At 64.1% G+C, this 15,121-nt stretch carries 11 protein-coding genes and 1 tRNA gene; all 12 read left to right on the top strand.

Annotation, left to right across the window (positions count from 1 at the left end; all coding sequences use genetic code 11):
* Window positions 1-6: 6 nt before the first annotated feature.
* The 12 genes from nuoN to gyrA all read left to right on the top strand — a co-directional run bounded on the left by nuoN (window position 7) and on the right by gyrA (window position 15,109).
* A complete protein-coding gene (gene nuoN, locus BTJ49_RS08965; protein WP_113065016.1) occupies window positions 7-1,449 on the top strand; it encodes an NADH-quinone oxidoreductase subunit NuoN in 1,443 nt (480 codons plus the stop codon).
* Window positions 1,450-1,542: 93 nt separating this feature from the next.
* A tRNA-Met gene (locus BTJ49_RS08960) sits at window positions 1,543-1,619 on the top strand.
* A 158-nt stretch (window positions 1,620-1,777) separates the two neighbouring features.
* The gene (gene rimP / locus BTJ49_RS08955) at window positions 1,778-2,287 is read left to right on the top strand and encodes a ribosome maturation factor RimP (protein WP_113065116.1); all 510 of its coding nucleotides are present in this window, start codon (window positions 1,778-1,780) and stop codon (window positions 2,285-2,287) included.
* A 44-nt stretch (window positions 2,288-2,331) separates the two neighbouring features.
* On the top strand, window positions 2,332-3,837 hold the full coding sequence (nusA, locus tag BTJ49_RS08950; RefSeq protein WP_113065015.1) for a transcription termination factor NusA: 1,506 nt from the start codon (window positions 2,332-2,334) through the stop codon (window positions 3,835-3,837).
* A gap of 132 nt (window positions 3,838-3,969) precedes the next feature.
* Window positions 3,970-6,798, top strand: a complete 2,829-nt coding sequence (gene infB, locus BTJ49_RS08945; protein WP_113065014.1) for a translation initiation factor IF-2 — start codon at window positions 3,970-3,972, stop codon at window positions 6,796-6,798.
* Between the two features lie 90 nt (window positions 6,799-6,888).
* Window positions 6,889-7,248, top strand: coding sequence for a 30S ribosome-binding factor RbfA (gene rbfA / locus BTJ49_RS08940; protein WP_113065013.1), 360 nt, complete (start codon window positions 6,889-6,891; stop codon window positions 7,246-7,248).
* 32 nt (window positions 7,249-7,280) lie between these two features.
* Entirely contained in the window at window positions 7,281-8,216 is a 936-nt protein-coding gene (truB, locus tag BTJ49_RS08935; protein WP_113065012.1) for a tRNA pseudouridine(55) synthase TruB, read from the top strand.
* A 150-nt stretch (window positions 8,217-8,366) separates the two neighbouring features.
* Window positions 8,367-8,636, top strand: a complete 270-nt coding sequence (gene rpsO / locus BTJ49_RS08930) for a 30S ribosomal protein S15 (protein ID WP_043100733.1) — start codon at window positions 8,367-8,369, stop codon at window positions 8,634-8,636.
* Between the two features lie 21 nt (window positions 8,637-8,657).
* On the top strand, window positions 8,658-10,763 hold the full coding sequence (gene pnp / locus BTJ49_RS08925) for a polyribonucleotide nucleotidyltransferase (protein ID WP_113065011.1): 2,106 nt from the start codon (window positions 8,658-8,660) through the stop codon (window positions 10,761-10,763).
* 136 nt (window positions 10,764-10,899) lie between these two features.
* Window positions 10,900-11,922: an S-methyl-5-thioribose-1-phosphate isomerase gene (gene mtnA / locus BTJ49_RS08920; RefSeq protein WP_113065115.1), complete on the top strand. Its 1,023-nt coding sequence runs from the start codon at window positions 10,900-10,902 to the stop codon at window positions 11,920-11,922.
* Window positions 11,919-12,317, top strand: coding sequence for a GtrA family protein (locus BTJ49_RS08915; RefSeq protein ID WP_113065010.1), 399 nt, complete (start codon window positions 11,919-11,921; stop codon window positions 12,315-12,317). The genes mtnA and BTJ49_RS08915 overlap by 4 nt, the downstream gene beginning before the upstream one ends.
* 149 nt (window positions 12,318-12,466) lie before the next feature.
* Entirely contained in the window at window positions 12,467-15,109 is a 2,643-nt protein-coding gene (gene gyrA / locus BTJ49_RS08910; protein ID WP_113065009.1) for a DNA gyrase subunit A, read from the top strand.
* Window positions 15,110-15,121 lie beyond the last annotated feature (12 nt).

Genomic DNA, 15,121 nt, shown 5'->3' with positions numbered 1-15,121 from the left:
TGCCGCATGCTGAGCTGGAACGACATACTCATCCTCCTGCCGGAGATCTACCTGGTCGCGGCAGTGTGCGTGCTGCTGCTGATGGACGCGTTCATCCGCGAGGAACAGCGCAACGCGACCCACTGGCTGGCCATTGCGATCACCGCGATCACCGGGTTTCTGGTGGTCTCCGGTCAGCCGCCGCACGCGTTGAGCGCTTTCGGAGGGATGTTCATCCGCGATCGCGTCAGCGAGATTCTCAGCCTGTTCGCGCTGATTTCGGTGCTGCTGGTGTTCGTGTTCTCGCGCCCGTACCTCAAGGACCGCAAGCTGTGGCACGGCGAGTTCTACGTGCTGACGCTGTTCGCGGTGCTGGGCGTGATGCTGCTGGTTTCCGCCGGCAGCCTGATCACCGTGTACCTGGGGCTGGAGCTGCTGACGCTGTCCTCGTATGCGCTGGTAGCGTTCAATCGCGATTCGCGCCTGTCTTCGGAAGCGGCGATCAAGTACTTCGTGCTGGGCGCACTGGCCTCCGGTTCGCTGCTGTACGGCATGTCGATGATCTACGGCGCCACGGGCACGCTGGATCTGGCGCATCTGCACGCTGCGGCGATGCAGACGGACATGCCGAATCTGCTGCGCTTCGGTCTGATCTTCATGATCGTGGGCATCGCTTTCAAGCTGGGCGCGGCGCCGTTCCACATGTGGCTGCCGGACGTCTACCAGGGCGCGCCGACGGCGACAGTGACCTTCGTCGCCTCCGCTTCCAAGCTGGCCGCCTTTGGTATGGCCTACCGTCTGCTGAGCGCGTTCGGTCCGGGCGACCTGCTGCATCAGTGGCAGTTGATGCTGGCGGTGCTGGCCGTGCTCTCGCTGGTGATCGGTAATCTGGTCGCCATCGTGCAGACCAACATCAAGCGTCTGCTCGCCTATTCGACCATCGCGCACATGGGCTATCTGCTGCTGGGTCTGGTCAATGCCTCACCGTCCGGCTACGCCGCGGCGATGTTCTACGCGATCAGCTACGCGCTGATGTCGACGGTCGCGTTCGGCGTGATCCTGGCGATGTCGCGCGCGGGCTTCGAGTGCGAGGAGATCGATGACTTCAAGGGGCTCAACGAGCGTTCGCGCTGGATGGCCTTCCTGATGATGCTGGCGATGTTCTCGCTGGCCGGCGTGCCGCCGCTGTTCGGCTTCTTCGCCAAGCTGCTGATCCTGAAGGCAGCCATCGACGCCGGCATGATGTGGCTGGCCATCGTTGCCATCGTCGCCGCCATCGTGGGTCTGTACTACTACCTGCGCGTGGTCAAGGTGATGTACTTCGACAAGCCGGTCGAAGGCGTCGAGATCAAGCCGCAGAACGATATGCCGATGCGCTGGATGCTCTCGCTGAACGCGCTCGCGCTGCTGGCGCTGGGCTTGTACTGGGGGCCGTTGTTCTCGTGGTGCCAGCAGGCGTTCGCAGGCTGAAGCTGGCATGTCCGATTTGCAGAAAAAAACCTTTTTTCGTGCAGATTGGTATTGCCAAGTGAACGCTGCGCCGCTATAGTTTCCCTTCTCCGGTGCGGGGTGGAGCAGTCTGGCAGCTCGTCGGGCTCATAACCCGAAGGTCGTAGGTTCGAATCCTACCCCCGCTACCAGAACTTTCGGCAAAAAAGCCTCCTCGTGAGGCTTTTTTGTTAGGGGCCACGGCCCCGAGCGCATGGATGCGCGACGCCGGTGTCGGAGCCAACGGCAACGCTATGGAAATGGGCGTCATGCCCATTTTTTGTTTTTGAATTATGGAGTCGCGATCGATTTGGACACGCAGGCCCTTGCCCAACGCTTTGACGAGATCATTGCCGATCTCGAACTGACCTGCCTCGGAGTGGAGTGGATCCCCTCGGGTGGGCAGGGCACGCTGCGCGTCTACATTGATGCCGAAGACCGCGAGGTCGGCATTGACGATTGCGAGTCGGCCAGTCGCGAATTGTCCGCGACGCTGGATGTCGAAGATCCGATTCCCGGGCATTATGTGCTGGAGGTGTCCTCGCCGGGCATCGATCGGCCGTTGTTCACGGCGGATCATTTCGCGCAGCTCGTCGGTGACGAAGTCAAGGTGGTGCTGAAGGCGCCGATCAACAATCGTCGTCGTCTGCGCGGCCGGATCGTCGAGGCCGCGCCGGAACGCATCGTGGTCGAAGTCGACGGCGTCGGTCCCTTCGAGTTCGCGCATGCCGATGTGGAGAGTGCGCGGTTGGTACCCGACTGGCAGGCGTTGGGCTATGCGCCCGTACCGAAGTCGGGCGGCAAGGGCAAGAAACACTGATTTTTTGATACGGACGCCACGATGGCGTTCGCGGAGTGGCGGCAATGAGCAAAGAACTGTTGCTGGTGGTGGACGCGGTAGCCAATGAAAAGGGCGTGTCGCGCGACATCATTTTCCAGGCGATGGAAGCGGCACTGGCCTCGGCGGCCAAGAAGCGCTATCCGGACGAGGATGCGGACATCCGCGTCGAGATCGACCGTGAAACGGGTGACTACGAGACCTTCCGTCGTTGGGAGATCGTGGCCGACGACATCGAGATGGAATCGCCGTATCGCCAGATCCGCATGATGGACGCCGTGGACGAGCGCGCCGATGCCGAGATCGGCGAGTACATCGAGGAACAGATCGAGAACGCCGAGTTCGGGCGCATCGCTGCCCAGGCTGCCAAGCAGGTCATCGTGCAGCGTGTGCGCGAGGCCGAGCGTGCCCTGGTGGTCGAGGCTTATGAGGATCGCGTCGGCGAACTCATCACCGGCATCGTCAAGCGTGTCGAGCGCGGCAACATCTACCTGGACCTGGGCGGCAACGCCGAGGCCTTCATTCCGCGCGACAAGTCGATTCCGCGCGAACCGGTGCGTGTCGGCGACCGCTTGCGCGGTTACTTGTACGAAGTGCGCTCGGAAATCCGCGGGCCGCAGCTGTTCGTGTCGCGCACCGCGCCGGAATTCATGATCGAGCTGTTCAAGCTCGAGGTGCCGGAAGTGGGCCAGGGCCTGGTCGAGATCATGGGCTGCGCCCGTGACGCTGGCGACCGCGCCAAGATCGCGGTGCTCGCGCATGACGCGCGTACCGATCCCATCGGCGCCTGCATCGGCATGCGTGGTTCGCGTGTGCAGGCTGTGACCAACGAGCTCAACGGCGAGCGCGTGGACATCATCCTGTGGCACGAGAATCAGGCGCAGTTCGTCATCAACGCGATGGCGCCGGCTGAGGTGCAGTCGATCATCATGGATGAGGACAAGCACTCCATGGACATCGCGGTGGCGGAGGACAAACTGTCCCAGGCCATCGGTCGCGGCGGCCAGAACGTGCGTCTGGCCAGCAAGCTGACTGGCTGGCAGCTCAACGTGATGACGCAGGACCAGGTGCAGGAGAAGAGCGAGGCCGAACAGGAGGCATCGCGCCAGCTGTTCATGGACAAGCTTGAGGTCGATGAGGAAATCGCCAATATCCTGGTGCAGGAAGGTTTCTCCAGTATCGAGGAAGTGGCCTACGTGCCGACCGGCGAGCTGCTGGCCGTGGAAGGCTTCGACGAGGACATCGTCGAGGAACTGCGCGCCCGTGCCCGCGACGCGCTGTTGACGGCGGCGCTGGCGGTCGAGGAAGGCCTGGAAGAACACACTCCCGCCGAAGACCTGCTGTCGCTGGAAGGCATGGACGAGGCTACGGCCTATGCTCTTGCCGAGCGCGGCGTGACCACGGCGGATGACCTGGCCGACCAGGCGGTCGATGATCTCATCGACATGGACGGCATGGACGAGGAACGCGCTGCAGCGTTGATCATGGCCGCACGTGCGCCGATGATTGCACGTCTGGAGCAGGAAGGCTGATCGAGCACGGATGCATGCCCGGACGGCGTGCATCTGGGGAAGCTGAGATGCTTCCCGCCAGGGACGGAACGGCTGTGTCGGGCAACACGGCGACACACAAGAAGATCGCGGGAAAGGCGGAGTAAGAGAACGATGTCGGACGTCACCATCAAGCAATTGGCCAAGGTCCTGGACCTGCCTGTGGACAAGCTGCTCGCGCAGCTTGGCGAAGCGGGCATGGAGTTCTCCGACCCCGATCAGGTCATCAGCAATACCGAAAAGATGAAGCTGCACGGCTTCCTGCGCCGCAAGCATGGCAAGGGTGGAAGCGGTGAAAGCGAAGCGGCTTCGGCCGGACCGAAGCAGGTGACTCTGCGTCGACGCAAGGTCAGCGAGCTCAAGGTTGCCTCCGGCAGCGGACGCGCGGGTGCCCGTGGCGGTGCCAAGACGGTCAATGTCGAGGTGCGCTCCAAGCGCACCTATGTGAAGCGCAGCGCCATCAGTGAAGACGCCTCGGCCGATGTCGAGCGCGAAGAGGCCGCGCGCAAGCTGCAGGAATCGCAGGAGCAGCGCCAGCGCGAAGAGACGGAGCGCGCCGAGCAGCAGAAGCAGCGCCGCGAGGAAGCCGAGCGCAAGCTTCAGCAGGAAGAGGACGCGCGTCGTCAGGCCGAAGAGGCGGCGGCTGCCGCTCAGGCCGAGGCCGAAGCAAACGAGCAGGCGAAGGCCCAGGCTGAAGCCGAAGCGCAGGCCAAAGCTGAGGCCGAATCTTCCAGCGTTCCCGAAACCATCGAGGAACCGGTCGATACGTCGGAGACGACCGTCGAAGCCGAGTCTGAATCCGTGTCCGTCAAGGATACGAAGGACAGCGAAGCTTCGAAGGAAAAGAAGGACGCATGGTCCATGCCGGTCATGCCGCGCGTGCACGATCAGCCCAAGCGCCGCGAGCGCGTGCGCGAAGTCTCGCGCGAAGAGGCCATGGGTCGTCCCAAGCCGACGGCGAAGGCGGCGGCTCCCGAGAAGAAGGCCAAGGACGAGCGCGAAGAGCGCACCACGGGCGGAAAGGGCGGAAAGGGCGGCAAGAAATTCGGCAGCGGCAAGCTGCATCTGTCCGACGCCGATCGTGCGCGCCGCAGCAGTGGTCGTCGTCGTGGCCGCGGCAGTGAGCGTCCATCCGCCGGTGGCAGCGGCCCGCACGGCTTCTCCAAGCCGACCGCGCCGGTCGTGCGTGAAGTGGCTGTTGGCGAAGCCAATGTCGTCAGCGAACTGGCGCAGAAGATGGCCGTGAAAGGCTCGGAGGTCGTCAAGGCCCTCTTCAACATGGGCATGATGGCCACCATCAATCAGGTCATCGACCACGACACCGCGGTGCTGGTGGTCGAAGAACTGGGTCACAAGCCCGTGCAGGAAGAGGACAAGGGCGCCGAGGCCGCGCTGCTGGAGCATGCGGCCACGAGCGAGGAACAGGGCGAGAAGCTGCCGCGTCCGCCGGTGGTCACCATCATGGGCCATGTCGATCACGGCAAGACTTCGCTGCTGGACTACATCCGCCGCGCCAAGGTCGCCACGGGCGAGGCGGGCGGCATCACGCAGCACATCGGTGCCTACCACGTGACCACCGACAAGGGTGTCATCACGTTCCTGGATACCCCGGGCCATGCCGCGTTCACATCGATGCGCGCCCGCGGAGCCCAGTCCACGGATATCGTGGTGCTGGTGGTCGCGGCCGATGACGGCGTCAAGCCGCAGACGGTCGAGGCCATCAAGCATGCTCGCGCAGCGAATGTGCCGCTGATCGTCGCAGTCAACAAGATCGACAAGTCCGACGCCAATCCCGACAACGTCAAGCAGGGGCTGGTCGCCGAAGAGGTCGTGCCGGAAGACTGGGGCGGTGACGTGCAATTCGTGCCCGTGTCGGCCAAGACCGGCCAGGGCATCGATGATCTGCTCGACTCGATCTCTCTGCAGGCCGAGCTGATGGAGCTGACCGCGGTGCATGACGGCCCAGCCTCCGGTGTGGTCATCGAATCGCGCCTGGATCGCGGTCGCGGCCCGATGGCGACGATGCTGGTGCAGCGCGGCACGCTGAAGAAAAGCGACTACGCCGTCTGTGGCGTCGAGTACGGTCGCATGCGCGCCCTGATCGACGAGAACGGCAAGTCGGTCGCCGAAGCCGGTCCGTCAATTCCGGTGCAGGTGCTGGGCCTTTCCGGCGTACCGGAGGCGGGCGACGATTTCGTGGTCGTGGCCGACGAACGCCTGGCCAAGGAAGTCGCGCAGGAACGCGAACAGCGCCGTCGCGAGACGCGCCTGGTCAGCAAGTCCAACCGTCTCGAGGACATCATGGCGCAGATGGGCCAGAGCGAGGAGCAGCAGCAGCTGAACATCCTCATCAAGGCCGATGTGCAGGGTTCCGCCGAGGCGTTGCGCGAGTCGCTGACGCAGATCGGCAACGAGCTGGTGAAGGTCAACGTGGTGTCCTCCGGTGTCGGCGGCATCACCGAGTCCGACGCCACGCTGGCCGCGGCCTCCAAGGCGCTGGTGATCGGCTTCAACGTGCGTGCCGACGCCTCGGCGCGCAAGGTGATCGACACGGCCGGTCTGGACGTGCGTTACTTCTCGATCATCTATGACGTGATCGACCAGGTGACCCAGGCGGCTACCGGCCTGCTGGGTAACGAGATCCGCGAGGAGATCATCGGCACTGCCGAGGTGCGCGACGTGTTCCGCAGCTCGAAGTTCGGCGCCGTGGCCGGCTGCATGGTGTCCGAGGGCACGGTCAAGCGCAGCAAGCCGATCCGCGTGCTGCGTGACAACACCGTGATCTTCGAGGGTGAGCTGGAATCCCTGCGACGCTTCAAGGAGAACGTCGAGGAAGTGAAGTCCGGCACCGAGTGCGGTATCGGCGTCAAGCAGTACAACGACGTCAAGCCGGGCGACCAGATCGAGTGCTTCGAGCGCATCGAAGTCGCGCGCACGTTGTAAGTTCACGGTATCCGGGGCGGGGCGCTTTCATGCGCCTCGCCGTACCGGAGCCAGTATTTCCGATCCTTCCCCCTGTTCCGGATCTTCGTCATGCCTTCCCGCGATTTCAAACGCAGTGACCGTATCTCGGCGATGTTGCGCCGCGAGGTCGGCGTGCTCGTCCATGCGGCGGCGCGCGATCACGGTCTGCCGTCGGCGAGCGTGTCCGACGTCGAGGCGACCAAGGATCTGGACGTGGCCACCGTCTGGGTGACGGTGTTGCAGCCGGAGCGGGCCACAGAGGCCGTCAAGGCGCTCAACGAGCTGGCCGGCGAGTTCCGTCGCGAGCTGTCGCGCACGCTTCGTATTCGTCGTGTGCCCGAGCTGCGCTTCAAGTACGACAAGTCGGTCGAGCAGGGCGAACGCATCGAGTCCCTGCTGCAGCAGGAAAAGGACCAGGGTCGCCTGTAAGCGACGTCCGGGTACTGCCTTTTTCGTTTTTCATGCCTGTCAACCACACCCGCCGCCGTCCCCGACGCGCTGTCCACGGCATCGTGCTGCTGGACAAGCCACTGGGCCTGAGTTCCAACAAGGCGTTGCAGGTGGTGCGAGGCATCTTCGGTGCGGCCAAGGCTGGCCATACCGGTAGCCTCGACCCGCTGGCGACCGGACTCTTGCCGATCTGTCTGGGCGAGGCGACCAAGATCGCCGGACTGCTGCTCGGTTCGCACAAGGCCTACGAGGCGGAATGCCAGCTCGGCGTGGTCACGAATACCGATGACGGCGAAGGCGAGATCATCGTCCGGCACGCGGTGCCGTCGCTGGACGATGCGGCGTTTCGCGAGCATCTGGATGCCTTCGTCGGCCGCATCGCGCAGGTGCCGCCGGCCTATTCGGCCCTGAAGCGCGATGGCGTGCCGATGTACGTGCGTGCGCGTCGCGGTGAGGCGGTGGAACTGGATGCTCGCGAGGTGGAGATCCATCGGATCGACCCGCTGCATCGGGAAGACGATCGTCTGCGGTTGTACGTCGAGTGCGGATCGGGGACCTACATTCGCAGTCTCGCCCGTGACTTGGGCGAGCGGATCGGCTGCGGCGCGCATCTGAGCGGGCTGCGGCGGACCTGGGTCGATCCGTTCCGCCAGCCGCATATGTGGACACTGGATGCCCTGCGCGAGAAGGCCGAACAGGGCCAGCAGGCGCTGGATGCCTGTCTGCTGCCTCTGGATGCAGGGCTCGAGCACCTTCCCAGACTGGATCTGGATGCATCGCAAGGCACGGCAATGGGGCATGGTCAGGCCGTGCACCTCGCCTCCGTCGGTCCCGGTCTGTACCGTGCCTACGCCGCCGATGGGCGGCTCCTCGCACTGGCGGAGATGGGGCAGAATGGCGCTTTGCAGGTGAAGCGCGGCTTCAATTTGCCCCAAATTGCTGAATAAGCCGTGTTAAAGCCTTGTTGCAGCAACCGTCTGGACATTACAATAGGCGCTTGACCCGTAGCTTTTAACAACCACGCGGGGTTTGCGCAGCCGCATCGTTTCGGTGGTGCTTCGCAAGCCTCGCGCATGCTTTTTCTGAGGAACACGTTCATGTCGCTCACTGCGGAACAGACCAGCAAGATCATTGCCGAGTACGGCCACGACGCGAAGGACACCGGTTCGCCGGAGGTCCAGGTGGCCCTGCTGTCGGCGCGAATCAGCCACCTGACCGAGCACTTCAAGTCGCACAAGCAGGATCATCACTCCCGCCGCGGCCTGCTGAAGCTGGTCAATCAGCGCAAGCGCCTGCTCGGCTACCTCAAGCAGCGCGACACGGCGCGTTATCAGAGCCTGATCGAACGCCTCGGCCTGCGCCGTTGATCCCAGGTCAAGGAGAATAAAGTGGCGAAAGTAACCAAGTCATTCCAGTACGGTAAGCATGAAGTCACACTGGAGACGGGCGAAATCGCCCGTCAGGCATCCGGTGCGGTTCTGGTCAAGATGGGCGGCACCGAGGTGCTGGTCGCGGCGGTCGCCGCCAAGACCCAGCGCGAAGGGCAGAGCTTCTTCCCGCTGACCGTCGATTACATGGAGAAGTTCTACTCCGCGGGTCGCATCCCGGGTGGCTTCTTCAAGCGCGAAGGTCGTCTGACTGAGAAAGAGACGCTGACCTCGCGTCTGATCGACCGCCCGATCCGCCCGCTGTTCCCGGACGGCTTCAAGAATGAAGTGCAGATCGTCGCCACCGTGGTCTCCATGGACCCGGAAATCGACGGCGACATCCCGGCCATGATCGGTGCCTCCGCGGCGCTGTCGCTGTCCGGCGCGCCCTTCAAGGGCCCGATCGCCGCCGCTCGTGTCGGCTATACCAATGGCGAGTACGTGCTGAACCCCAGCGTGTCCGAGCTGGCCGATTCCGAATTGGACCTGGTCGTCGCCGGTACCGCCAATGCGGTGTTGATGGTGGAGTCCGAGGCCAACCTGCTCAGCGAGGAAGTGATGCTGGGTGCGGTGATGTTCGGTCACAAGCAGATGCAGGCCGCGATCCACGCGATCGCCGAGCTGGCCACCGAGGCCGGCAAGCCGTCCTGGGACTGGGACGCACCGGCGCGCGACCAGGCGCTGGTCGACGCCGTCAAGAACGCCGTCGGCAGCCGTCTGGACGAAGCCTTCCAGGTGCACGACAAGCTGCAGCGTCGTGACGCCATCGCCTCCATCAAGGCGGACGTCATGGAATCGCTGGCCGAGCAGGCCGAGACCCACGGCTGGAGCGCGGAAGCGCTGGCCGGCGAGTTCGGCGAGCTCGAGTACCAGACCATGCGCGGCAGCGTGCTGAAGACCAAGGTGCGCATCGACGGCCGCAATCTGGACGACGTGCGTCCGATCACCGTCCGTGCAGGCGTGTTGCCGCGTGCCCACGGTTCGGCGCTGTTCACCCGCGGCGAAACCCAGGCGCTGGTCGCCATCACCCTGGGCACCGCGCGCGACGCGCAGATCATCGACGCGCCGGCCGGCGAGTCGAAGGATCCGTTCCTGTTCCACTACAACTTCCCGCCGTATTCGGTGGGCGAGTGCGGCCGCATGATGGGTCCGAAGCGCCGCGAGATCGGCCACGGCCGTCTGGCCAAGCGCGGCGTGCAGGCCGTCAAGCCGAGCATGGAAGAGTTCCCGTACGTGGTCCGCGTGGTCTCCGAGATCACCGAGTCCAACGGCTCCTCGTCCATGGCGTCGGTGTGCGGTTCCTCGCTGGCCATGATGGACGCGGGCGTGCCGCTGAAGGCGCCGGTTGCGGGCATCGCCATGGGCCTGGTGAAGGAAGGCGACGATTTCGTCGTGCTGTCCGACATCCTCGGCGACGAGGATCACCTGGGCGACATGGACTTCAAGGTCGCCGGTACCTCCGAGGGCATCTCCGCCCTGCAGATGGACATCAAGATCGACGGCATCACCGACGAGATCATGAAGACCGCACTGGCGCAGGCGCGTCAGGGTCGTCTGCACATCCTCGGCGAGATGGCCAAGGCGCTCGATACCCCGCGTGCCGAGATGAGTGAGTACGCCCCGCGTCTGCTGACCATCAAGATCCATCCGGACAAGATCCGTGAGGTCATCGGCAAGGGCGGCGCCACCATCCGCTCGATCACCGAAGAGACCGGCGCGACCATCGACATCAGCGACGACGGCACTGTGGTCATCGCCTCGGTCAACCGTCCCGCCGCCGATGCCGCGAAGAAGCGCATCGAACAGATCGTGGCCGACGTCGAGCCGGGCCGCATCTACGAGGGCAAGGTCGCCAAGCTGATGGACTTCGGCGCGTTCGTGACGATCCTGCCGGGCAAGGACGGTCTGGTCCATGTCTCGCAGATCTCCGAGGAGCGTGTGGAGAAGGTCTCCGACAAGCTCTCCGAAGGCGACATCGTCAAGGTCAAGGTGCTGGAAGTGGACAAGCAGGGCCGTATTCGCCTGTCCATGAAGGCCGTGACCGAGGACGAGAAGTCCACGTCGTAAAACGCGTCCGGTTCTTCGAGAACGCAAAAGCCCGGCATGTTTGCGCATGCCGGGCTTTTTGTTTCCGGTGATGCCCGATGACATGACGTCGTGTGTCGCTCCGCGCGATAATCGCGCTTTGTCCTTTTCGGAATTCATGATGACCGCAATCGCCGATCATGACAGCATCCGCGCCGTGCAGTGGTGCGGGGACTGTCTGCGCCTGCTCGACCAGCGCCGCCTGCCTGCCGAGGAATCCTGGCTCGAGTGTCGTTCGGCGCAGCATGTCCGTGATGCCATCGCCGACCTGGTCGTGCGCGGCGCCCCGGCCATCGGCATCGCCGCAGCCTGGGGTGTCGTGCTGGCTGCGCAGGCTGGCGAGGATATGCCGTCGGTGTTGCGGGATCTGCGTGCGGCGCGCCCTACGGCCGTGAACCTGATGTGGGCGCTGGACCGCATGAGCACCTGCATCGAAGCGGGAGCGGATGTCCAGGCGCTGACGCGGGAGGCGCAAGCCATTCAGGACGAGGATCTGGCTGCCAATCACCGCATGGGCAAACTGGGCTCGGCGCTCATCGACCGCAGTTCAGGTGTGCTCACGCATTGCAATACGGGGTCGCTGGCGACCTCCGGTTTCGGCACGGCGCTAGGCGTGATTCGTGCCGGCGTGGCGGCGGGGCGCATCGAGCGGGTCTTCGCCGGCGAAACGCGGCCCTGGCTGCAGGGTGCGCGTCTGACCATGTGGGAACTGGTGCGCGACGGTATTCCAGCGAAACTGATTGCCGATTCGGCCGCGGCGCATTTGATGCGCGGCGGTCAGGTGCAATGGGTCATCATTGGCGCGGATCGCATTGCCGCCAACGGCGATGTGGCCAACAAGATCGGCAGTTATGCACTGGCCATCGCTGCGCGCCATCACGGCGTGAAATTCATGGTGGTGGCGCCGTCGACCACAGTAGACATGGCGACTGCACGCGGCGAGGACATCGAGATCGAGTTGCGCGATCCCAAGGAGTTGCTGGCCATTGCCGGCGTGCGCACGGTGGTCGATGGCGCCTCGGCCTGGAATCCGGTATTCGACGTCACGCCGGCGTCGTTGATCGATGCCATCGTCACCGAGTGCGGCGTGATCGAGCGTCCGGATGCCGAAGGCATGCGCGCGATGTTTCCCGCACCGTGAGGCTGGCACGAGAAGCTTCGCTGTTCGCCGTCGGCGGCGTCATCGGCTTCATCGTCGATGCCGGCATCGTGCAGACGCTGGTGCGGATGGGTGGGTGGGACCCGTATCTGGCCCGAGTTCCCTCGTTTCTGGTCGCCGCCAGCGTGACCTGGTGGTGGAACCGACACTTCAGCTTCGCTCATCGTCGCGGCGACGACGCGCATCGCGAGTGGCTGCGATGGATGGCGGTCATGGGTGTCGGCGCGGTCATCAACTACGGGACCTACGCGCTGGTGCTGGCCCTGTCGCAGACCGCGCGTTCGTGGCCCGCACTCGGCGTCGCGGCCGGTTCTTGCGTGGCCGCGCTGGCTAATTTCGCGGGTGCGCGGAGGGTGGTCTTTCGACGCGTCGAATAGTTTCTGCAAGCAACTGAAATAATTGAGGTTTTATCGGGAAAGAAAGTGGCTGATGTGGTATACTCGGCGGGTTGTTCCCCGAGGCGAGCAAAGGCGCGTTTCCAAGCCGCGTTCGGGGCCCTTGTCGGTCAGATTTCAGGGAAGCAGGAATGGCAGAACTCGCCAAAGAAGTGATTCGCGTCAACATCGAAGACGAGATGCGTCAGAGCTATCTCGACTACGCCATGAGCGTGATCGTCGGGCGTGCCTTGCCCGATGCGCGCGACGGTCTCAAGCCGGTGCATCGACGCGTGCTGTACGCGATGAACGAGCTTGGCAACGCCTGGAACAAATCCTATAAAAAGTCGGCCCGCGTGGTCGGTGACGTTATCGGTAAATACCATCCGCACGGCGATTCCTCGGTCTACGACGCCATCGTGCGCATGGCGCAGCCGTTCTCGTTGCGCTACATGCTGGTCGATGGCCAGGGCAACTTCGGTTCGGTCGATGGCGACAACGCCGCAGCCATGCGTTACACCGAAGTGCGCATGTCCAAGCTTACTCATGAGCTGCTGGCGGACATCGACAAGGAAACGGTCGACTTCGGACCCAACTACGACGAATCCGAAAGCGAGCCGCTGGTGCTGCCGACCAAGGTGCCGGCGCTGCTGGTCAACGGCTCGGCCGGTATCGCGGTGGGCATGGCCACCAACATTCCGCCGCACAATCTCAGCGAAACAATCTCGGCGACCATCGCATTGATCGACGAGCCCACGCTGGGTATCGACGAGCTGATGGAGTACATCCCGGGGCCGGATTTCCCGACCGCCGGCATCATCAACGGCGCGGCCGGCATCGTGCAGGCTTACCGCACCGGTCGCGGCCGTATCCTGGTGCGCGCCAAGGCCTCGGTCGAGACCGAGCCGAACGGCCGTGAGACCATCATCGTCACCGAGTTGCCGTACCAGGTAAACAAGGCGCGGCTGATCGAGAAGATCGCCGAGCTGGTCAAGGAAAAGAAGATCGAGGGCATCTCCGAGCTGCGCGATGAGTCCGACAAGGACGGCATGCGCGTGGTCATCGAGGTGCGCAAGGACGCCATGGCCGACGTGGTGCTGAACAACCTGTTCCAGCAGACCCAGTTGCAGGTGACCTTCGGCATCAACATGGTCGCGCTGCTGGACGGCCGTCCGCAGCTGCTGGATCTCAAGCAGGCGCTGGAAGCCTTCATCCGCCATCGCCGCGAGGTGGTGACCCGCCGCACCATCTTCGAACTGCGCAAGGCGCGTGCGCGTGCGCACTTGCTGGAAGGTTTGACCGTCGCGCTCGCCAACATCGACGAGATGATCGAGCTGATCAAGACGTCCGAGTCGCCGCAGATGGCGCGCGAGCGCATGCTGGCGCGTCGTTGGGAGCCGGGCGTGGTCGGTTCGCTGTTGCAGGCGGCGGGTGCCGAGGCCTCGCGTCCCGAGGATATGGACCCGCGCGACGGCCTGAAGGACGACGGCTACCAGTTGTCCGATAAACAGGCGCAGGAAATCCTGGCTATGCGCCTGCATCGCCTGACCGGACTGGAGCAGGAAAAGCTCAGCGACGAGTATCGTCAGCTGCTGGACGTGATCCGCGGCCTGATCGCCATTCTCGAGGATCCGGACAAGCTGCTCACGGTGATCCGCGAGGAGCTGGAAGCCATCAAGAACGACTACGGCGATCCGCGCCGCACCGAGATCCAGCACTCGCAGGAAGATCTCAATGTGCTCGACCTGATCGCGCCCGAGGACGTGGTGGTCACGCTGTCGCACACCGGCTACGTGAAACGCCAGCCGGCGACCACCTACCGCGCGCAGAAGCGCGGTGGCAAGGGGCGTTCGGCGTCGGCGCTGAAGGACGAGGATTTCGTCGAGCAGCTGTGGGTGGTCAACACTCACGACACCCTGCTGACGTTCACCAGCACCGGTCGCGTCTACTGGCTCAAGGTCTACCAGATTCCCGAATCGGGTCCGCAGGCACGCGGCAAGCCGATCGTGAACCTGCTGCCGCTGGCCAAGGACGAGTATGTCCAGGCCGTGCTGCCGGTGCGCGAATACGAAGAAGGTCGCTACGTGTTCTTCGCGACCCGCAACGGCACCGTCAAGAAGACGCCGCTGACCGAGTTCGCCTTCCAGCTGCAGAAGGGCAAGATCGCCATCAAGCTGGGCGACGATGACGCACTGGTCGGCGCCGAGCTGACCAACGGCGACCGCGACGTGATGCTGTTCGCCTCCAACGGCAAGACGGTGCGTTTTGCCGAGAGCGAGGTTCGTTCCATGGGCCGTACCGCTGGCGGCGTGCGCGGCATGCGTCTGGCCGACGGCGCGCAGGTGGTGTCGATGATCGTGGCGCGCGAGGGCGACATCCTCACTGCCACCGAGCATGGCTACGGCAAGCGCACGCCGCTGGAGGACTTCCCGACCAAGGGACGCGGCATCCAGGGCGTACTCGGCATCAAGTGCTCGGACCGCAATGGCCCGTTGGTGGCTGCGGTGCAGGTGACCGACGACCATGAGTTGATGCTGATCTCCAATCAGGGCACGCTCGTGCGCACACGCGTGGCGGAGATCTCGCAGCTGGGTCGCAATACTCAGGGCGTGACGCTGATTCGTCTGCCCAAGGACGAGCATCTGGTCGGTGTGGTTCGTCTGGAAGTCGAAGAGGATGCCGAAGACGTCGAGGGCGAAGCCGGTGGTGAAACCGCTTCGGATGAAGTGACGGTCGATCCGGCTGCGCCGGCTGCCGATGCAGAAGGCGATCCGGCGGCGCCACAGGGCGAGTAGTTCGTCTTTGCG

It is taken from the genome of Oleiagrimonas sp. MCCC 1A03011 (assembly GCF_003267965.1).
GTDB lineage: Bacteria > Pseudomonadota > Gammaproteobacteria > Xanthomonadales > Rhodanobacteraceae > Oleiagrimonas > Oleiagrimonas citrea.
Note: the sequence above shows the minus strand (reverse complement) of the source record. Positions and strands in the feature narration are given on the sequence as shown.